We start from the raw sequence: 17,196 nt of genomic DNA, 5'->3' as shown, positions 1-17,196 counted from the left end.
TGCCTCAATGGACGCTCCGCGTCCGCTTCGGGGGACGCAGAGCGTCCCGGGCTGCATTCCCACGCAGAGCGTGGGAACGAGCACGTGAGATTCAGCGGCGATCCGCGACCACGCCAATCAGCACCAGCACCACCAACAACACCGGCGCCAGGCTGTAGTTGTTGAACTGGCTCAGCCCCTTCACCACCCACGGCGTCGCGTAGATCAGCGCTGCGCCGCTGCCGATCAGGCACAGCAGGGCCATCAGCGGGACGCGCAGGGCGCCGGCGATGCTGCCCAGGCGTTGCTCGACCCAGGCCTTGAAGTCAGCGCCGAACAGCACCAGCAGACAGCCCACCAGGGCCAGCGCGATTTCCGAGAGGTTGCTGCGGCTCCAGCGGGACACGGTGGCGAGCAGGTCGAGTATCAAATCCATGCGGTTTCCTTAAGAGCGGTCAGCTCAGAAATTTCTGCAGCAAGTCGTTGAGGAACAGTTGTCCGCGTTCGGTGGCCGCCAGACGTGACGGTTCGACCTGCAACAGACCGCTTTGTTCGGCCTCGCGCCGGTGTTTGTCGAGGCTCTCCAGCGGCAGGCCGGTGCGCTCCGGGTACAGGCGCGATTCGACGCCAGCGGTCAGGCGCAGGGCGTTCATCAGGAACTCGAACGGCATCTCGTCGTTGGTCAGGGCCTTCTCGCCGGCCTGGAAGCTTTTGGCCGGGTTGAGGTAATCCTTCGGCAGGCGCGTCTTCCAGGTGCGCACGATGCGCCCGTCCGGGTGACTGAGCTTGCCGTGGGCGCCGGCGCCGATGCCGATGAAGTCGCCGAAGCTCCAGTAATTGAGGTTATGCCGCGCCGGGCGACCCGGTTGGGCATAGGCCGAAACTTCGTACTGCGCGTAACCGTGCTCGGCCAGCAGCGCCTGCCCGGCCTCTTGAATGTCCCACAGCGTGTCGTCTTCCGGCAGCACTGGCGGCTGGTTCCAGAACACGGTGTTCGGCTCCAGCGTCAGCTGATACCAGGAAATGTGCGTCGGCTTCAGCTCGATCGCCTGGCGCAGATCGCTCAGGGCATCGTCCAGCGACTGGTCCGGCAAGCCATGCATCAAGTCGAGGTTGAAGTTATCGAACCCGGCCTGGCGCGCCATGCCGGCTGCGCGTACCGCTTCGTCGCCGTTGTGGATGCGGCCGAGGGCCTTGAGCTTTTCCTGCTGGAAGCTCTGGATGCCGATCGACAGGCGATTGATCCCCAGTTTGCGGTAGGCGACGAACTTTTCCTGTTCGAAGGTCCCGGGGTTGGCTTCCAGGGTGATTTCGATGTCGTCGGCAAACGGAATGCGTTGTTTCACGCCGTCCAGCAAGCGACCAAGCGCTTCGGCGCTGAACAGGCTCGGCGTGCCGCCGCCAAAGAAGATCGAACTCAACTCACGGCCGTACACCGCGTGCAGATCCTGATCGAGGTCGGCCAGCATCGCGTCGACGTATTCCTGCTCCGGCAACACCGGGCTGGCGGTGTGGGAGTTGAAGTCGCAATAGGGGCATTTGCGCACACACCACGGGATGTGGATGTACAGCGCCAAGGGCGGCAGCGTCGGCAACGGCGCCCGAGGCGAGGAGGCGGCGCCGCCGATAATCAGCGACGACGCGGAGGAGCTATCGGTCATTTCAAGCCCAGACGCTGGCGCAGCAGATCCATTGCACGGGCGCGGTGGCTGATCTGGTTCTTGTCGCTCGGGCTCAGTTCGGCGCTGGACACGTTACGCTCCGGCACCCAGAACAGCGGGTCGTAACCGAAACCGTGCTCACCGCTGGCAGCGGTCAGGATGCGCCCGTGCCACAGACCTTCGCAGAGGATCGGCAGCGGATCGTCGGCGTGACGCACCAGCGCCAGCACGCAGACGAACTGCGCGCCACGCTCGGCTTCAGGCACGTCCTTCAAGGCGTCGAGCAGTTTGGCGTTGTTTGCCGCGTCGCCCTTGCCGTCGGCGTAGCGCGCCGAGTAGATGCCCGGCGCACCGCCGAGGAAATCCACCGCCAGGCCCGAATCGTCGGCCAGCGCCGGCAGCCCGGAAATGCGCGCGGCATTGCGCGCCTTGAGAATCGCGTTCTCGACGAACGACAGACCGGTTTCTTCCGGCTCCACGCTGCTGAATTCGCCAATCGAGCGCAGTTGCACCGAATCGCCGAGCATGGCCTGGAGTTCCTTGAGCTTGCCGGCGTTATGGCTGGCCAGTACGAGTTGCTTGAGATTGATCATTGGCCAGGGAAAAGCTCTTGGTTGAAATTGATGATGTTGATCTTGTCGCCGGTCTGCACCTTGATTTCAAAGGTGCGGGTTTCCTGCTGTTCCACCGGGTACTGGGCGATGTAGTAGATCGCGCCTTGCTCGGTGATCTGGCGGAAAGTCAGCGGCACGCTCTGGCTGGTCAGGTCTTTGACGGTGCCGGTGACTTGGGCGATCAGCGGTTTGCCATCTTTGATTACCGAGACATTGATCACGCCCTGATTCTTGCTGCGGGTCAGCTCGGCTGCCTTGGCGATGTCCGGCGTCAGGAAGGTCGAGTTGAAGGTGTTGTAATGCACGGTGACATCACCGAACACTTCCTTGCGTTCGCCCTTGATGGCATCGGCGGCCACGGCCGACAGGCTCAGGCAGGCGGCCAATAGCGCGGTAATCAAGCGTCCCATGTTCGTTCTCCTCGCAATGTCGTGGTTCAGACCGCGATTCTGTGATCCGCAAGCCCCGGGCTGCTGACGCGGTAGATACCGATCTCACCTAACAGATTAGGCCATAGCTTACTGGCCCACCCGTGGCGGTGCTGTTGATCCACGGCAAGCCGATCAATGACCTTCGCCTCACGTTCGCGACAAAGTTCTTCAAAGTCTTCGAAGGTGCAGAAGTGGATGTTCGGCGTGTTGTACCAGGTGTACGGCAGGAATTCCGACACCGGCATCCGACCCTTGCTCGCCAGGTACCAGCGGCAGCGCCAGTGACCGAAATTCGGGAACGTGATGATGCACTGGCGTCCGACCCGCAGCATTTCGTCGAGGATCTTGTCCGGGTAGTGCACGGCTTGCAGGGCCTGGGTCATCACCACGATGTCGAAGCTGTTGCTGGCGAAGTTGCCCAGGCCCTTGTCCAGGTCCTGCTCGATGACGTTGACGCCCTTGGCCACGCACTGCGCGATGTTGTCCGCGTCGTTTTCCAGACCGTAGCCGGTGACCTGCTTGTGGTCGCGCAGCCAGGTCAGCAACTCGCCGTCACCGCAGCCGAGGTCGAGCACGCGGCTGCCGGCGGGGATCCATTCCTGGATGATTTCCAGATCAGCTCTCATGGCTTTCTCACAACGTAATGCGGTTCATGTAATTGCCGAACGCCTGCAAGTAACGCGGGATCGGAATCAGGAAGGCGTCGTGGCCTTGCGGCGCGTCGATTTCCAGGTAGCTGACGTCCTTGCGTGCGGCCATCAACGCGTCCACCAGTTCCCGCGAGCGGGCCGGGGAGAAGCGCCAGTCGGTGGTGAACGACATCACGCAGAATTTGGCTTTCGCACCTTCGAAGGTTTTCGCCAGGTTATCGTTGAAGTTCGCCGCCGGATCGAAGTAGTCCAGCGCTTTGGTCATCAACAGATAGGTGTTGGCATCGAAGCGCCCGGAGAACTCTTCGCCCTGATAGCGCAGGTAGCTTTCGACCTGGAACTCGACACTGTGGAAGTCGTAGTTGAGCTTTTCGCTCTTCAGGCCACGGCCGAATTTCTCGCCCATGGAGTCGTCGGACAGGTAAGTGATGTGTCCGACCATCCGCGCCAGCATCAGGCCGCGCTTGGGGATCACGCCTTGTTCCTGGAACGAGCCGCCGTGGAATTCCGGGTCGGTGAGGATCGCCTGGCGCGCCACTTCATTGAAGGCGATGTTCTGCGCCGACAGCTTGGGGGCCGAGGCGATGGCCAGGCAGTGGCGAACGCGATCCGGATACGTGATGGTCCATTGCAGCGCCTGCATGCCGCCCAGGCTGCCGCCGATCACCGCGGCCCACTGGCCGATGCCGAGCAGGTCGGCCAGGCGTGCCTGGCTGTGCACCCAGTCTTCCACGGTCAGCACCGGGAAGTCGGCGCCGAACGGCTTGCCGGTTTCCGGGTTGAGGCTGCTCGGGCCGGTGGAGCCGTTGCAACCGCCGAGGTTGTTCAGGCTGACCACGAAGAACTTGTTGGTGTCGATCGGTTTGCCGGGGCCGATGCAGCTGTCCCACCAACCGGGCTTGCGGTCGTCGACGCTGTGGTAACCCGCAGCGTGGTGGTGGCCGGACAGGGCGTGGCAGATCAGCACGGCGTTGCTCGCTTGCGCGTTCAGCGTGCCGTAGGTTTCGTAGATCAGGTCATAATCGGCCAGCGAACGGCCGCAGGCCAGGGCCAGCGGTTCGCTGAAGTGCGCCGTTTGCGGCGTCACCAGACCAACAGAATCGGGGGGAAAGGCAGCTGGCATCGACCCTGCTCTCGTTGAAATGAGGCGTAAGTCTAAAGACCGGTGGGGTTAGCGGCAAGCAACGATCAGGCCTGATTTGCGCTCGTTCCCACGCTCTGCGTGGGAATACCTCATTGGACGCTCCGCGTCCGCTTCGGCGGGGGACGCGGAGCGTCCCGGGATGCGTTCCCACGCGGACGGTTCGACGCCTCGACGTGGGAACGATCAGCGGACTAGTCCGGGCAAATCCGGCAATTTCTTCGGCGAGCAAATCTTCACCCGCTTCTGCCGGTTCAACTCACCGCTGAGCAAACTGACCTGGCTCTTGGAAACCCCAAAAGTCTTGGCCAGAAATCCCATCAGATAGGCATTGGCCTTGCCCTCGACCGGCGGGGCGGTCAGGCGGATCTTCAGGCGATCGCCGTGCAGCCCGCAGAAATCATCGCTGCGGGCGGCCGGTTGCAGGTGACATTCCAGAATCAGGTCGTCACCGTCCCAGCGAAACCAGCTCACATCAGCAGGCGCAGGATTTCCGGCATCATCGTCATCGCCGCGAGGTTGTTGATCACCAGCATGTCGATCAGCTTCAGCACGAGGAAGGCGAAGATCGGCGACAGGTCGAGACCGCCGAGGTTCGGCAGAATGCGGCGGAACGGCGCCAGGGCCGGTTCACAGATCTGGTTCACCAGCTCGGCGCCCGGATTGTGGCTGCCCGGTGCGACCCAGGACAGGATGATGCTGATGATCATGGCCCAGAAGAAAATCTTCAGGAACAGTGCCGTCACGCCGATCAGCGACCAGATCAGCAGTTGCAGCGGGTTACCGGTGGTGCCGTAGGTCAGCAGCAGGGTCAGCGCCATCAGCGCCAGTTGCACGAGAATCGCCAGCACCAGCGACGACATGTCGAGGCCGAACATGCTCGGGATGATCCGGCGCAGTGGCTTGAGCAGCGGCTGAGTGGCCTTGACCACGAACTGGCACAGCGGGTTGTAGAAGTTCGCCCGCACCAGTTGCAGGACGAAGCGCAGCAGCACGATCAGCAGGTACAGGCTGCCGAGGGTTTGCAGCACGTAGACCGCTGCGGTGTTCAATCCAATCATGTAAGGCTCCTTATTTGCCCAGTTGTTCGGCCATTTCGGCCGAGCGGTGCGCGGCGGCGCCGAGTGCTTTTTCCACCAGGGCTTCGAAGCCGCCGGCCTGGAACGATTTGATCGCAGCTTCCGTGGTGCCGGCCGGGGAGGTCACGCGGCGGCGCAGTTCGGCAGCGTCGACGTCGCTGGACACGGCCATGTGCGCGGCGCCCAGAGCGGTCTGCAGAGTCAGTTGCTCGGCGGTTTCCTTCGGCAGGCCGAGTTTGACGCCGGCGGCAGTCATGGCTTCGATCAGCAGGAAGAAGTACGCCGGGCCGGAACCGGAGACCGCAGTGACCGCGTCCAGTTGCTGCTCTTCGTTCAGCCACAGGGCGATGCCCACGGCGGACAGCAGCTCTTCAGCCTGCTGGCGTTGTTCGGCACTCACTGCGCCGGTGGCGTACAAACCGCTCACGCCCTGACGCAGCAGCGCCGGGGTGTTCGGCATGCAGCGCACGATCGGTTGCTCGCCCAGCCAGGCAGTCATGCTGGCGCAGGTGATGCCGGCGGCGATGGAGACCACCAGTTGATTCGGTTTCAGGCTCGGGCGAATCGCTTCGCACACGGCTTTCATGGCCTGTGGCTTGACCGCCAGCACGACAACGTCGGCACCGTCGATGGCCTGGGCGTTGTCGGCGAAGGTTTCGATGCCGTGTTCGGCGCTGACCCGGTTGCGGGTTTCTTCGCCCGGATCGCTGGCGCGAATCCGTGCAGCTTCCAGACCCTTGGCCCGCAGGCCGCCGATCAGGCTGGCGGCCATGTTGCCGGCACCGATAAAGGCAATACGCGTGTTGCTCATGTCAGGTCCTTATCTGGAAATGTTCAAGATTGGGAATAGTCGCGGGCGCCGAACAGGGCCGTACCGATACGGACCCAGGTCGCGCCCTGGGCAATGGCCGACTCGAGGTCGTGGCTCATGCCCATGGAAAGTGTGTCGAGCGGCAGATCGAGGCTGGCCTGCAACTTCTGAACGGCAGCGAATGCCGCGTCCTGCTCGGCGCGATCTTCGGTCGGCTCGGGAATCGCCATCAACCCGCGTAGCTTCAGGCGCGGCAGGGCGCTGATGGCCTGGGCCAGGGCCGGCAGGTCTTGCGGCGTGCAGCCGGACTTGCTGGCTTCACCGCTGACGTTGACCTGAATGCAGATGTTCAGTGGCGGCAGATCCGCCGGGCGTTGTTCGGACAGGCGTTGGGCGATTTTCAGACGATCCACGGAGTGCACCCAGGCGAAATGCTCGGCAATCGAGCGGGTCTTGTTCGACTGAATGGGGCCGATGAAGTGCCAGATCAAGGGCAGGTCGGCCAGTTCGAGCTGTTTGCCCAGGGCCTCTTGCAGGTAGTTCTCGCCGAAATCACGCAGGCCGGCGGCGTACGCTTCGCGCAGGGCTTCGGCCGGTTTGGTCTTGCTCACGGCCAGCAGCTGGACGCTGTCTTCGCTGCGATTGGCAGCTTGGGTCGCTGCCTGGATGCGCGAACTAACCTGGAGAATGTTGTCTGCTATCGTGGACATCAAGAGGCGCCAGCGGTCTGAAGGTTCGCGGCATTCTACTGGAATTGAGGGACGCTATGGATATCACTGAACTGCTGGCCTTCAGCGCCAAACAGGGCGCTTCCGACCTGCACCTGTCGGCCGGTCTGCCGCCGATGATCCGCGTGGATGGCGATGTGCGGCGGATCAATCTGCCGGCGCTGGATCACAAGCAAGTACACGAGCTGATCTACGACATCATGAACGACACCCAGCGGGTGGACTTCGAGAAACATCTGGAAACCGACTTTTCCTTCGAAGTCCCCGGCGTGGCGCGCTTTCGGGTCAATGCCTTCAACCAGAACCGTGGCGCAGGTGCGGTGTTCCGGACCATCCCGTCGAAAGTGCTGAGCATGGAAGACCTCGCCATGGGCGACGTCTTTCGCAAGATCACCGATGCGCCACGCGGACTGGTGCTGGTGACCGGACCGACCGGTTCCGGCAAGTCCACGACCCTGGCGGCAATGATCGATTACCTCAACACCCATCGCCATCACCACATCCTGACCATCGAAGATCCGATCGAATTCGTCCACGAATCGCGCAAATGCCTGATCAATCAGCGCGAAGTCCATCGCGATACCCGCAGTTTTGCCACCGCCTTGCGTTCAGCGCTGCGCGAAGACCCGGACGTGATCCTGGTGGGCGAGATGCGCGATCTGGAAACCATTCGCTTGGCGCTGACCGCGGCCGAGACCGGGCACCTGGTGTTCGGCACCTTGCACACCACGTCGGCAGCCAAGACCATCGACCGGGTGGTGGACGTGTTCCCCGGGGACGAAAAGTCCATGGTGCGCTCGATGCTCTCGGAGTCGCTGCTGGCGGTGGTGTCGCAGACGCTGATCAAGAAAATCGGCGGCGGCCGGGTGGCGGCGCACGAGATCATGCTGGGAACGTCGGCGATTCGTAACCTGATCCGCGAGGACAAGGTGGCGCAGATGTACTCGGCGATACAGACCGGCGGCTCGCTGGGGATGCAGACACTCGACATGTGCCTGAAGGATCTGGTGACCAAAGGCTTGATCAGCCGCGAGCATGCGCGGGAAAAGGCGCGTACGCCGGATAACTTCTAGGCAAAAAAAATCGCAGCCCGTGGGCTGCGATTTTGATCGTTCCCACGCTCTGCGTGGGAATGCCTCAATGGACGCTCTGCGTCCGCTTTGAGACGCGGAGCGTCAAACGAACTAGCTCAGCGCTGAACGACGCGCATCTGCCCTTGTTCTTTCGGCAATACGCGTTTGGCCACCACGTAATGCTTTTCCCAGTACGGCTTGTTCAGCGTGTCGATGCTCACCGACTTGCCGCGCCGTGGTGCATGGATGAAACGGTCGTTGCCCAGGTAGATGGCAACGTGATTGACCCGACGGCTCTTGATGTTGAAGAAAATCAGGTCGCCAGGCTTCAGGTCCTTGCGTTCGACTTTCTCGCCGTGACCGCTGGCCATGGCGTTCGAGGTGCGTGGCAGGTCGAACGTGGCGTCGTTGAACGCGTATTTCACCAGACCGCTGCAGTCGAAGCCTTTACTCGGGCTGCTGCCGCCCCAACGGTAGGGCGTACCGAGGACGTTTACCGCGCGACTCAGGACGTTGCTGCTTTCCTTGGTCGCCATCGGTGGCACCAGCTTGCTGCGGCCGTTGCTGCTCAGCGTGGTGTGTTTGACCTGTTTGCCTTTGTTCGAAGGAGCAGAGGCATGGGATTTAGGGGTGAAACCGTTAACGTTTGGAAGACGTTGCTCACGATTGGTGGCGTGGGCGGCCAGTGGCATTAATAGGCAAATGGTTAGCCATGTCTTGAAAAATGGACGCATTAGGCAGGGCTCTTGGTGTGTTAGCGCGCAACTTTATAACAGCTTTTTTGTCACTTCCGAGGCCGTTGGTCGATTCAATCGGGTGCCAACGGAACCAAATAAGCGGCAAAAAGACGCAATTGTCGGACAGAAGTCCGGTGCTATAAGGCTTTGACGGGAGACACGGTAGCATTTGCCATACGTCGGCTACCTGTAAAAAAGTCACAAAGAATTAAAGAATATTTATCTATCGCGTGTATCGAGGTCTTAATGAACGGCTATCAGCTGCCCCGTGTGAAGGAAAAAGACACCCATAGCAAGGTGATCGGCTACCTGTTGTGGATTTTCGGTTTCACAGGCTCTCACCGCTTCTATTACGGCAAACCGGTGACCGGCACGATCTGGTTTTTCACCTTCGGGTTGCTGGGGATCGGCTGGCTGATCGACGTGTTCCTGATTCCGGCGATGGATCGCGAAGCCGACCTGCGATTCGCGGCGGGCCCGATCGAGTACAACGTGGCATGGATTCTCCTGACCTTCCTCGGCGCGCTCGGTGTGCACCGGATGTATCAGGGCAAGTGGATCAGCGGGGTGGTGTATCTGCTGACCGGCGGGTTGTTCTTTCTGGGGGTGCTGTATGACTTCTGGACGCTGAACGATCAGGTGTCGGTGCGTAACGCCGAAGGGCGGGGCGCCTTCCAATAAAGCTTCGCGAGCAAGCTCGCTCCCACAGGGTTCGTGGTGACCTTGTGGGAGCGAGCTTGCTCGCGATTGGGGGCAACTCGGTATCAAGCCTGGTGGCTGATCCGACCATCGACCAAGGTATAGCGAACCACACCCGGCAGGCTATGGCCTAGGAACGGGCAGTTCTCGCCTTTCGACAGCCAGGTTTCGCCGGCAACGGTCGAAGCCTTCGGATCGAACAGCACGATATCCGCCGCGCCGCCCACTGCCAGTTTGCCCGCCGGCAGGCGCAGGGCCTCGGCCGGGCCGGCGCTCAGGCGGGCCAGCAGGGTCGGCAGGTCCAGCAGACCGTCCTCGACCAGGGTCATCGCCAGCGGCAGCAGCAGTTCGACGCTGCTGATGCCCGGCTCGGTCGCGCCGAACGGTGCCAGTTTGGCATCGCGCTCGTGGGGCTGGTGATGGCTGGAGATGGCCGAGACCACGCCGGACTTCACCGCCTCACGCAGACCGTCGCGGTCGGCGCGGGTGCGCAGCGGCGGTTGCACGTGATACAGGCTGCTGAAGTCGATCAGCGCTTCGTCCGTCAGGATCAATTGATACAGGGCGACATCCGCCGTGACTTTCAAACCACGGGCCTGGGCCTGAGCGATCAGGGCCACGCCGCGAGCGCTGGTCAACTGGCTGAAGTGCGCACGCACGCCGGTCTGCTCGACCAGCAGCAGATCCCGGGCCAGCGCCACTGTCTCAGCGGTCTCCGGAATGCCCGGCAGGCCGAGGAAGCTGGCGGTGGGACCTTCGTGGGCCAGGCCACCGTCGGCCAGGTCGTGATCCTGCGAGTTGAAAATCACCGTCAGGTCGAAGGTCGCCGCGTAATCCAGCGCCCGGCACAGGGTGCGAGTGTTGCGGAAACTCTCCAGACCGTTGCCGAACGCTACGCAACCGGCGTCGCGCAGGGCGACCAACTCGGCCAGTTGTTCACCATCCAGACCTTTGCTCAGCGCGCCGATCGGGAACACCTTGGTGTTGCCGGCCTCGCGGGCGCGGTCGAGGATCAGTTCGGCCACGGCGGAGGTGTCGAGTACCGGTTTGGTTTTCGGCGGGCAGCACAGGCTGGTCACGCCGCCGGCCGCAGCGGCGCGGGTTTCGCTGGCGATGGTGCCTTTGCGGCTGTAGCCCGGCTCGCGCAGGGCGACGTTCAGGTCTACGAGGCCTGGAGCGGCGACAAGGCCTTGGGCGTCGATGGTTTCGACGGCGGTGAAACCGGCCGGTGCAGCGCCGAGGGCGACGATCTTGCAGGCTTCAACGTGAATATCGGTGATTTGATCCAGGCCGCTGCTTGGATCGATGACGCGGGCGCCGAGAATGCTGAGCTTCACTGGGCGTTCTCCTGCTCGAATTGACGCTGCGCTGTTTGTCCGCTCATGGCCATGGACAGCACGGCCATACGGATCGCGATGCCGTAGGTGACTTGATTGAGGATCACCGAGTGCGGGCCGTCGGCCACCGCCGACTCGATCTCCACGCCGCGGTTGATCGGCCCCGGGTGCATGACGATGCAATCCGGTTTGGCGCCGGCCAGGCGCGCGGTGGTCAGGCCGAACAGGCGGTAAAACTCGCCTTCGCTCGGCAGCAGGCCGCCGGTCATGCGCTCACGCTGCAGGCGCAGCATGATCACCACGTCGACGTCTTTCAGTCCTTCGGTCATGTCGGTGTAGACCTTCACGCCGTACTGCTCGATGCCGATCGGCAGCAGGGTCTTCGGTGCGATCACGCGGATGTCCGGGCAACCGAGGGTCTTCAGGGCGAGCATGTTCGAGCGCGCCACCCGTGAGTGCAGGATGTCGCCAACAATGGCCACCGAGAGGTTCTCGAAGCCGCCCTTGTGGCGGCGGATGGTCAGCATGTCGAGCATGCCCTGGGTCGGGTGGGCGTGCCGGCCGTCGCCGCCGTTGATGATCGCCACTTGCGGGCAGACATGTTCGGCGATGAAGTGCGCAGCGCCCGAGTCACCGTGGCGCACGACGAACATGTCGGCGGCCATGGCTTCCAGGTTGCGCAGGGTGTCGAGCAGGGTTTCGCCCTTGCTGGCCGACGAGGTCGACACGTTCAGGGTGATCACGTCCGCCGACAGCCGCTGGGCCGCCAGTTCGAAGGTGGTGCGGGTGCGGGTCGAGTTTTCGAAGAACACGTTGCACACGGTCTTGCCGCGCAGCAACGGGACCTTCTTCACGGCCCGGGCACCGACTTCGAGGAACGAGTCGGCGGTGTCGAGGATTTCCGTCAGCAACTCGCGGCGCAGGCCGTCGAGCGAGAGGAAGTGGCGCAGCTGGCCCTGATCATTGAGCTGCAGCGGGCGCTTGGTATCTAGAGGCGTCATCGCGAGGGGGACTCTCAATAGGGCGGATTAAAGGGCAAGGTCTTGCAGTTCGAGGGCCAGCTCCGGCCCGGACAGCTTGACCCGCTCGTGGGCGGCCAGCGACAGGGTCGCGCCAACCACGTTCGGGCGGATCGGCAGTTCGCCGGCGTCCAGGTCCAGCAGGCAGACCAGCGTCACGCTGGCCGGGCGGCCGTAGTCGAACAGTTCGTTCATGGCGGCGCGGATGGTCCGACCGCTCATTAGTACGTCGTCGATCAGCACCAGATGCTGGCCTTCGATTTCGAAGGGCAGGGCGGACGGGCGCACTTGCGGGTGCAGGCCGTTCTGGCTGAAGTCGTCGCGGTAGAAGGAAACATCCAGCGTGCCCAATGGCGCGTCGCTGCCCAGCTCTGCGAGCAGGGCCTGGGCGACCCAGACGCCGCCGGTGCGGATGCCGATGTAACGCGGTTCGCTGATCTCACGCTGGGCAAGGTGCGCCTTGAGGCGGGTCGCCATCTGGCTGATCAGATCGGCGGGATTGGGCAGGCTCATGGTTGCTCCTTCTTGGGGTCGAGCCGGTTCTCGCGAACCGGAGCTCGGGTTGTAACCAAAAGAAAAGCGCCGTAGCGCTTGTCAGGATTCAAATAGTGCGGTGTTTTCGTCGAGCCAGCCTTGCAGCAGCAGGGCGGCGGCGATGGCGTCCACCGGGTTGTCGCGGTAGCTGCCTTTCTGCCCACCGCGCACCAGCCGTTCGCCCTTGGCTTCGAAGGTCGTCAGGCGTTCGTCGTGGGTATAGAAAGGCAGGTTGAAGCGGCCATTGAGGCGTCGGGCGAATTTCTCGGCGCGGGCGCACATCTCGCTGGGCGTGCCGTCCATGTTCAGCGGCAGGCCGACCACCACGGCGTCGGGTTTCCATTCCTTTATCAGGGCTTCGACCTGATTCCAGTCCGGCACACCGTTCTGCGCCTTCAAGGTGCACAGTTCGCGGGCCTGGCCGGTAATCACCTGGCCGACCGCCACGCCGATCTGTTTGGTGCCGTAGTCGAAGCCGAGGATCAGGCGCAGGGCCATCAGGCGTGTCCTGCCTGGCTGGTCAGCAGGCTGAGGTTGATCCCCAGGTGCTTGGCCGCCGCTTCCAGGCGCAGTTCACTGCTGGTGTTGAACAGGATGTCGGCGTCGTACGGGCAGGTCAGCCAGGCGTTGTCGGCCAGTTCGGCCTCCAGCTGCCCGGCTTCCCAACCGGCATAACCGAGGGTGATGACACTTTTGGTCGGGCCTACGCCGTCGGCGATGGCGAACAGCACGTCCTGCGAGGTGGACAGGGCCAGATCGCCCTCCAGCTCGACGGTAGCCTGGAACGTCTTGCCCGCCGGGTGCAGGACAAAACCGCGATCGGTCTGCACCGGGCCGCCGATGAAGATCGGCACATGCTGGCACAGCGCTGGCGGATCGATGTCCGGGCGCAATTGTTCGAGGATGTCGGCCAGATTCAGCTCTTGCGGTCGGTTGACCACCAGCCCCATGGCGCCATTGGCCGTGTGCTCGACGATGTAGGTCAAGGTGTGGGCAAAGTTCGGGTCGGCCATGTGTGGCATGGCGATCAGGAAGTGATGCTTGAGGTAGCTGGGGCTGACGTTTTTCATGTGCGCTAGTGTGGCGTTCGGGGGGCGAACTGACAAGCTGGAGCGGGCAAAAGATCGACTCAGTTACTGGACAACCGGTCGCCCCGGGCGAATTTCCAGGTGCGGATGATTTCCAGCCGGTCGATGTCCGACAGGTCCCCGGTAAATGGTGCGAACGGTGCCGCCAGTCGCACGATGCGCTGCGCTGCCTGATCCAGCAGCGGCTGGCCGGAAGACTCCAGCACCAGCACTTCATACAGCGAGCCGTCGCGGTTGATCGACACCATCAGGCGCAGATTGCCGTAGATCTGCTTGCGCCGGGCTTCGTCGGGGTAATTGAGGTTGCCGATGCGCTCGACCTTCTTGCGCCACTCGTCCTTGTACCAGGCGCCCTTGTCGCGCATGGTCGACGCGGCGCTCAGGCGGTGGATGCGCGGGCGCTTGGCGTACAGCTGTTGTTCGTTGGCCAGTTCGGCTTCGAGGCTGGCGATGTCGCTGGAGAGCTGCGAGCTGTCGAAAGTCGGGGCATCGACCGTCGGTTTGGTCTCGGTCTTCGCTTCTTCTTTCTTGGTCGGCGCCTTTTTCGGTTTCGGCGCGACGGTGGTCACGGCCGCCTTGGGCGCCGCTTCCTGCACTTCCGGCTTGGCGGCCGGTGGCGGGGTGACTTTCTTGACTTCGTTTGCCTGAAACGGCGCGACCTCGGTGGTCTTGGGGATCGCCTTCTTGTCGAGGGTACCGCTGCCTTCCTGGTTTTCCTGGGCGAGGAAATCGGCCTTCGCCGGCTTCTTTTCGCTCTTGAAGGTGGCGAGGGTGATTTCCAGGGTTTTGCTGATCTGCTTGGGCTCGACCATGGTGAAACCCACGCCGAGCAGCAGCGCCAAATGGATCAGCGCCGCGAGAAACAGGGTAAATCCGAGGCGATCGACCGGGCGCACGCCTTTATGGGCGAGTTCAGCGGGCAGATCGGACGGAAGTGTCATGACAAGAAAACCAACATCGCGTTTTTCACAGGCCGCGCATGATAACGCAATGTTGGTTTCACGCCTTTAGCTTCAAGCATCAAGCGACAGGCTGCATGTGATGCACATCAAGCTTGCAGTTTTTTCTCGATGGCATCCATCAGCAGGCCGCCGATGTCGGTGCCGAAGGCATTGTCGATTTCGCGGATGCAGGTCGGGCTGGTGACGTTGATTTCGGTCAGGTGCTCGCCGATCACGTCCAGGCCGACGAACAGCAGGCCTTTTTCGCGCAAGGTCGGGCCGACCTGAGCGGCGATCCAGCGATCCTTGTCGGTCAACGGACGGGCTTCGCCACGGCCACCGGCTGCGAGGTTGCCACGGGTTTCGCCCTGGGCCGGAATTCGCGCCAGGCAGTAATCCACCGGCTCGCCGTCGATCATCAGGATGCGCTTGTCGCCGTCCTTGATCGCCGGCAGGTAGGCTTGGCCCATGATCTGCTGGGCGCCGAGGGCGGTCAGGGTTTCCAGGATCACCGACAGGTTCGGGTCGCCGGCGCGGTGACGGAAAATCGAAGTACCGCCCATGCCGTCCAGCGGCTTGAGGATCACGTCGCCATGTTTGGCGGCAAATTCACGCAGCACGTCGGCGCGGCGGCTGACCACGGTCGGCGGCGTGCACTGCGGGAACAGGGTGGCAAACAGCTTTTCGTTGCAGTCACGCAGGCTCTGCGGCTTGTTGACCACCAGCACCCCGGCGGACTCGGCCTGTTCGAGCAGGTAGGTGGAGTAGACGAACTCCATGTCGAACGGTGGATCCTTGCGCATCAGGATCACGTTCAGGTCGCTCAGCAGCGAATCCTGTTCGGTGCCCAGTTCGAACCATTTTTCCGGGTTGGCGAAGACTTTCAGCGGTTTCATCCGCGCCCGCGCCTGGCCTTCACCCTGATAAAGGTCTTTCTGTTCCATATAGAACAGTTCCCAGCCGCGCTTCTGCGCCGCCAGCAGCATGGCCAGCGAGCTATCCTTTTTATAGGAAATGCTGGCGATAGGGTCCATGACAATCCCGACGCGAACGCTCATTGGGTTTTCCTCGAAAATTGGCTACCGGATCGGTATGAAAAAAGTGCCGCCAGAGTGGCGCCGGGCGGGTTTTCGGTCAAGGAAAAACCCGTCGATAGATTGGATCAGGAGACTGTGCTAAAAAGGCTGCCATGTCGTGCTGGCCCTTGAACATCAAGGGTTTCCAGCCATTACGCATCGCAAAACGGACAAATTGATTCGCAAAGGCGACGGTAGAGCCCCCTTATGGAACAGCAGTCCAGCGCCTTGAAGGTCATGGTGATCGACGACTCGAAAACGATTCGTCGCACCGCCGAGACCCTGTTGAAAAATGCAGGGTGCGAAGTCATCACCGCGATCGACGGTTTTGACGCCCTGGCGAAGATCGCCGACCACCACCCCGGGATCATCTTTGTCGACATCATGATGCCGCGTCTGGATGGTTATCAGACCTGCGCTTTAATCAAGAACAACAATGCGTTCAAGGGCACGCCGGTGATCATGCTGTCGTCCCGGGACGGGCTGTTCGACAAGGCCAAGGGGCGGATTGTCGGTTCCGATCAATTTTTGACCAAACCTTTCAGCAAGGAAGAACTGCTCGACGCGATTTCGGCCCATGTTCCGGGCTTCGCTGCCGCTTTGCCGCAGTAAGACACGCACAGAGACGCTCGGCCAGCGGGCCCGGTGTCGACAAGAAAAATGGGGAAGACCATGGCACGTATCCTGATCGTCGATGATTCGCCGACCGAAATGTACAAACTCACCGGCATGCTGGAAAAGCACGGGCACGAAGTGCTGAAAGCCGAAAACGGCGCCGACGGCGTGGCCCTGGCCCGCCAGGAAAAACCCGACGCGGTGCTGATGGACATCGTCATGCCCGGCCTCAACGGCTTCCAGGCTACCCGTCAGTTGACCAAGGATGCGGAAACCAGCCACATCCCGGTGATCATCATTACTACCAAGGATCAGGAGACCGACAAGGTCTGGGGCACCCGCCAGGGCGCCAAGGACTACCTGACCAAACCGGTCGACGAAGACACGCTGATCAAGACCCTGAACAACGTGCTGGCCGGTTGATCGCGCCGCCATGAGCGAGTCGCTGACCGCGTTCGAACTGTTGTGGCAGATCGACCAGCGCTGTCGCCTGCTGGCGGCGGACCTGCCGTCGCAACCGGCGCGTCAGGATCGCTGGAGCGGCATCGGCTTTCGTCTGGGCGAGCACTGGTACGTCACGCCGATGGGCGAAGTCAGCGAAGTGCTGCCCGAACTGCGCGTCACCCAGTTGCCGGGCGTCAAACCGTGGGTCAAGGGCGTGGCCAACCTGCGCGGGCGGCTGCTGCCGGTCATGGACCTGTGCGGCTTTTTCGGCCATGAGCTGTCACCGATGCGCAAACAGCGGCGGGTACTGGTGGTAGAGCATCAGGACGTGTTTGCCGGGTTGCTGGTCGATGAAGTCTTCGGCCTGCAGCACTTCGAGCAGGACAGCTTCGAATCCGTCTCGATCAGTAAACGGCAAGGCTCCAAGGGCGAGTTCATCAAGGGCTATTTCCGGCGCGAGCAGAACTGGCGGGTGTTCAGCCTGTTTGCGCTGGCGCAGTCACCGAGTTTCATGCACGTCGCGGTTTAACAGGCGAGGA

General features: G+C 62.2%; 23 protein-coding genes. 5 read left to right on the top strand and 18 right to left on the bottom strand.

Annotated elements, in window-relative coordinates:
• Positions 1-91: 91 nt before the first annotated feature.
• The 10 genes from LOY31_RS27390 to LOY31_RS27345 all read right to left on the bottom strand — a co-directional run bounded on the left by LOY31_RS27390 (position 92) and on the right by LOY31_RS27345 (position 7,076).
• Entirely contained in the window at positions 92-415 is a 324-nt protein-coding gene (locus LOY31_RS27390) for a DUF3392 domain-containing protein (protein WP_007953368.1), read from the bottom strand.
• 19 nt (positions 416-434) lie between these two features.
• The gene (gene hemW, locus LOY31_RS27385) at positions 435-1,640 is read right to left on the bottom strand and encodes a radical SAM family heme chaperone HemW (protein WP_258712511.1); all 1,206 of its coding nucleotides are present in this window, start codon (positions 1,638-1,640) and stop codon (positions 435-437) included.
• Positions 1,637-2,233, bottom strand: coding sequence for an RdgB/HAM1 family non-canonical purine NTP pyrophosphatase (rdgB, locus tag LOY31_RS27380; protein WP_011336379.1), 597 nt, complete (start codon positions 2,231-2,233; stop codon positions 1,637-1,639). Before rdgB ends, hemW begins: the two co-directional genes overlap by 4 nt.
• Positions 2,230-2,664: a DUF4426 domain-containing protein gene (locus tag LOY31_RS27375; protein ID WP_258712509.1), complete on the bottom strand. Its 435-nt coding sequence runs from the start codon at positions 2,662-2,664 to the stop codon at positions 2,230-2,232. The genes rdgB and LOY31_RS27375 overlap by 4 nt, the downstream gene beginning before the upstream one ends.
• Positions 2,665-2,690: 26 nt before the next feature.
• Positions 2,691-3,311, bottom strand: a complete 621-nt coding sequence (gene metW / locus LOY31_RS27370; protein ID WP_007953362.1) for a methionine biosynthesis protein MetW — start codon at positions 3,309-3,311, stop codon at positions 2,691-2,693.
• Between the two features lie 7 nt (positions 3,312-3,318).
• Positions 3,319-4,458, bottom strand: a complete 1,140-nt coding sequence (locus tag LOY31_RS27365; protein ID WP_134022578.1) for a homoserine O-acetyltransferase — start codon at positions 4,456-4,458, stop codon at positions 3,319-3,321.
• Between the two features lie 204 nt (positions 4,459-4,662).
• A complete protein-coding gene (locus LOY31_RS27360) occupies positions 4,663-4,950 on the bottom strand; it encodes a DUF167 domain-containing protein (protein ID WP_085605881.1) in 288 nt (95 codons plus the stop codon).
• Positions 4,947-5,537, bottom strand: a complete 591-nt coding sequence (locus LOY31_RS27355) for a YggT family protein (protein WP_007953355.1) — start codon at positions 5,535-5,537, stop codon at positions 4,947-4,949. Before LOY31_RS27355 ends, LOY31_RS27360 begins: the two co-directional genes overlap by 4 nt.
• Before the next feature lie 10 nt (positions 5,538-5,547).
• Positions 5,548-6,366: a pyrroline-5-carboxylate reductase gene (gene proC, locus LOY31_RS27350; protein WP_258712508.1), complete on the bottom strand. Its 819-nt coding sequence runs from the start codon at positions 6,364-6,366 to the stop codon at positions 5,548-5,550.
• A gap of 23 nt (positions 6,367-6,389) precedes the next feature.
• A complete protein-coding gene (locus LOY31_RS27345; RefSeq protein WP_127800404.1) occupies positions 6,390-7,076 on the bottom strand; it encodes a YggS family pyridoxal phosphate-dependent enzyme in 687 nt (228 codons plus the stop codon).
• A gap of 56 nt (positions 7,077-7,132) precedes the next feature.
• Here LOY31_RS27345 and LOY31_RS27340 point away from each other — a divergent pair, with 56 nt between their 5' ends.
• On the top strand, positions 7,133-8,167 hold the full coding sequence (locus LOY31_RS27340) for a type IV pilus twitching motility protein PilT (RefSeq protein WP_007953348.1): 1,035 nt from the start codon (positions 7,133-7,135) through the stop codon (positions 8,165-8,167).
• A gap of 116 nt (positions 8,168-8,283) precedes the next feature.
• Here LOY31_RS27340 and LOY31_RS27335 read toward each other — a convergent pair whose 3' ends face one another.
• Complete coding sequence (locus tag LOY31_RS27335) at positions 8,284-8,901, bottom strand: C40 family peptidase (protein ID WP_007953345.1); 618 nt, start codon at positions 8,899-8,901, stop codon at positions 8,284-8,286.
• Positions 8,902-9,150: 249 nt separating this feature from the next.
• Between LOY31_RS27335 and LOY31_RS27330 the strand changes: the two genes are divergently transcribed.
• Positions 9,151-9,585, top strand: coding sequence for a TM2 domain-containing protein (locus LOY31_RS27330; RefSeq protein WP_007953343.1), 435 nt, complete (start codon positions 9,151-9,153; stop codon positions 9,583-9,585).
• Positions 9,586-9,668: 83 nt separating this feature from the next.
• Here LOY31_RS27330 and LOY31_RS27325 read toward each other — a convergent pair whose 3' ends face one another.
• From LOY31_RS27325 to gshB, 7 genes are all read right to left on the bottom strand, one after another.
• On the bottom strand, positions 9,669-10,940 hold the full coding sequence (locus LOY31_RS27325) for a dihydroorotase (RefSeq protein ID WP_258712506.1): 1,272 nt from the start codon (positions 10,938-10,940) through the stop codon (positions 9,669-9,671).
• Positions 10,937-11,941, bottom strand: a complete 1,005-nt coding sequence (locus tag LOY31_RS27320; protein WP_007913665.1) for an aspartate carbamoyltransferase catalytic subunit — start codon at positions 11,939-11,941, stop codon at positions 10,937-10,939. The genes LOY31_RS27325 and LOY31_RS27320 overlap by 4 nt, the downstream gene beginning before the upstream one ends.
• A 27-nt stretch (positions 11,942-11,968) precedes the next feature.
• Positions 11,969-12,472 (bottom strand): bifunctional pyr operon transcriptional regulator/uracil phosphoribosyltransferase PyrR, encoded by a 504-nt coding sequence (gene pyrR / locus LOY31_RS27315; RefSeq protein WP_085646969.1) that lies wholly within the window; start codon positions 12,470-12,472, stop codon positions 11,969-11,971.
• 81 nt (positions 12,473-12,553) lie between these two features.
• Positions 12,554-12,991 carry a Holliday junction resolvase RuvX gene (ruvX, locus tag LOY31_RS27310; protein ID WP_007953334.1) on the bottom strand — a complete coding sequence of 146 codons (438 nt, stop codon included), beginning with the start codon at positions 12,989-12,991 and terminating at the stop codon, positions 12,554-12,556.
• Positions 12,991-13,563 carry a YqgE/AlgH family protein gene (locus tag LOY31_RS27305; RefSeq protein ID WP_221535387.1) on the bottom strand — a complete coding sequence of 191 codons (573 nt, stop codon included), beginning with the start codon at positions 13,561-13,563 and terminating at the stop codon, positions 12,991-12,993. Before LOY31_RS27305 ends, ruvX begins: the two co-directional genes overlap by 1 nt.
• Before the next feature lie 59 nt (positions 13,564-13,622).
• Positions 13,623-14,522: an energy transducer TonB gene (locus LOY31_RS27300; protein WP_011336367.1), complete on the bottom strand. Its 900-nt coding sequence runs from the start codon at positions 14,520-14,522 to the stop codon at positions 13,623-13,625.
• 107 nt (positions 14,523-14,629) lie between these two features.
• Complete coding sequence (gene gshB / locus LOY31_RS27295; RefSeq protein WP_007953331.1) at positions 14,630-15,580, bottom strand: glutathione synthase; 951 nt, start codon at positions 15,578-15,580, stop codon at positions 14,630-14,632.
• Between the two features lie 225 nt (positions 15,581-15,805).
• Between gshB and pilG the strand changes: the two genes are divergently transcribed.
• The 3 genes from pilG to LOY31_RS27280 are packed head-to-tail and all read left to right on the top strand — an operon-like array spanning position 15,806 to position 17,186.
• Positions 15,806-16,210 (top strand): twitching motility response regulator PilG, encoded by a 405-nt coding sequence (gene pilG, locus LOY31_RS27290; RefSeq protein ID WP_007953330.1) that lies wholly within the window; start codon positions 15,806-15,808, stop codon positions 16,208-16,210.
• Positions 16,211-16,270: 60 nt separating this feature from the next.
• On the top strand, positions 16,271-16,636 hold the full coding sequence (pilH, locus tag LOY31_RS27285; RefSeq protein ID WP_007953328.1) for a twitching motility response regulator PilH: 366 nt from the start codon (positions 16,271-16,273) through the stop codon (positions 16,634-16,636).
• Between the two features lie 10 nt (positions 16,637-16,646).
• Complete coding sequence (locus LOY31_RS27280) at positions 16,647-17,186, top strand: chemotaxis protein CheW (protein ID WP_007953327.1); 540 nt, start codon at positions 16,647-16,649, stop codon at positions 17,184-17,186.
• Positions 17,187-17,196: the final 10 nt, after the last annotated feature.

It is taken from the genome of Pseudomonas sp. B21-021 (assembly GCF_024749205.1).
GTDB classification, from domain to species: domain Bacteria; phylum Pseudomonadota; class Gammaproteobacteria; order Pseudomonadales; family Pseudomonadaceae; genus Aquipseudomonas; species Aquipseudomonas paraglycinae.
This window is presented reverse-complemented; position numbering and strand designations above follow the sequence as displayed.

Bases quoted from the DNA above. Each gene is read 5' to 3' on its own strand.
- LOY31_RS27390 (WP_007953368.1), bottom strand. From the start codon at position 415: ATGGATTTGATACTCGACCTGCTCGCCACCGTGTCCCGCTGGAGCCGC.
- hemW (WP_258712511.1), bottom strand. From the start codon at position 1,640: ATGACCGATAGCTCCTCCGCGTCGTCGCTGATTATCGGCGGCGCCGCC.
- rdgB (WP_011336379.1), bottom strand. From the start codon at position 2,233: ATGATCAATCTCAAGCAACTCGTACTGGCCAGCCATAACGCCGGCAAG.
- LOY31_RS27375 (WP_258712509.1), bottom strand. From the start codon at position 2,664: ATGGGACGCTTGATTACCGCGCTATTGGCCGCCTGCCTGAGCCTGTCG.
- metW (WP_007953362.1), bottom strand. From the start codon at position 3,311: ATGAGAGCTGATCTGGAAATCATCCAGGAATGGATCCCCGCCGGCAGC.
- LOY31_RS27365 (WP_134022578.1), bottom strand. From the start codon at position 4,458: ATGCCAGCTGCCTTTCCCCCCGATTCTGTTGGTCTGGTGACGCCGCAA.
- LOY31_RS27355 (WP_007953355.1), bottom strand. From the start codon at position 5,537: ATGATTGGATTGAACACCGCAGCGGTCTACGTGCTGCAAACCCTCGGC.
- proC (WP_258712508.1), bottom strand. From the start codon at position 6,366: ATGAGCAACACGCGTATTGCCTTTATCGGTGCCGGCAACATGGCCGCC.
- LOY31_RS27345 (WP_127800404.1), bottom strand. From the start codon at position 7,076: ATGTCCACGATAGCAGACAACATTCTCCAGGTTAGTTCGCGCATCCAG.
- LOY31_RS27340 (WP_007953348.1), top strand. From the start codon at position 7,133: ATGGATATCACTGAACTGCTGGCCTTCAGCGCCAAACAGGGCGCTTCC.
- LOY31_RS27335 (WP_007953345.1), bottom strand. From the start codon at position 8,901: ATGCGTCCATTTTTCAAGACATGGCTAACCATTTGCCTATTAATGCCA.
- LOY31_RS27330 (WP_007953343.1), top strand. From the start codon at position 9,151: ATGAACGGCTATCAGCTGCCCCGTGTGAAGGAAAAAGACACCCATAGC.
- LOY31_RS27320 (WP_007913665.1), bottom strand. From the start codon at position 11,941: ATGACGCCTCTAGATACCAAGCGCCCGCTGCAGCTCAATGATCAGGGC.
- pyrR (WP_085646969.1), bottom strand. From the start codon at position 12,472: ATGAGCCTGCCCAATCCCGCCGATCTGATCAGCCAGATGGCGACCCGC.
- ruvX (WP_007953334.1), bottom strand. From the start codon at position 12,991: ATGGCCCTGCGCCTGATCCTCGGCTTCGACTACGGCACCAAACAGATC.
- LOY31_RS27305 (WP_221535387.1), bottom strand. From the start codon at position 13,563: ATGAAAAACGTCAGCCCCAGCTACCTCAAGCATCACTTCCTGATCGCC.
- LOY31_RS27300 (WP_011336367.1), bottom strand. From the start codon at position 14,522: ATGACACTTCCGTCCGATCTGCCCGCTGAACTCGCCCATAAAGGCGTG.
- gshB (WP_007953331.1), bottom strand. From the start codon at position 15,580: ATGAGCGTTCGCGTCGGGATTGTCATGGACCCTATCGCCAGCATTTCC.
- pilG (WP_007953330.1), top strand. From the start codon at position 15,806: ATGGAACAGCAGTCCAGCGCCTTGAAGGTCATGGTGATCGACGACTCG.
- pilH (WP_007953328.1), top strand. From the start codon at position 16,271: ATGGCACGTATCCTGATCGTCGATGATTCGCCGACCGAAATGTACAAA.
- LOY31_RS27280 (WP_007953327.1), top strand. From the start codon at position 16,647: ATGAGCGAGTCGCTGACCGCGTTCGAACTGTTGTGGCAGATCGACCAG.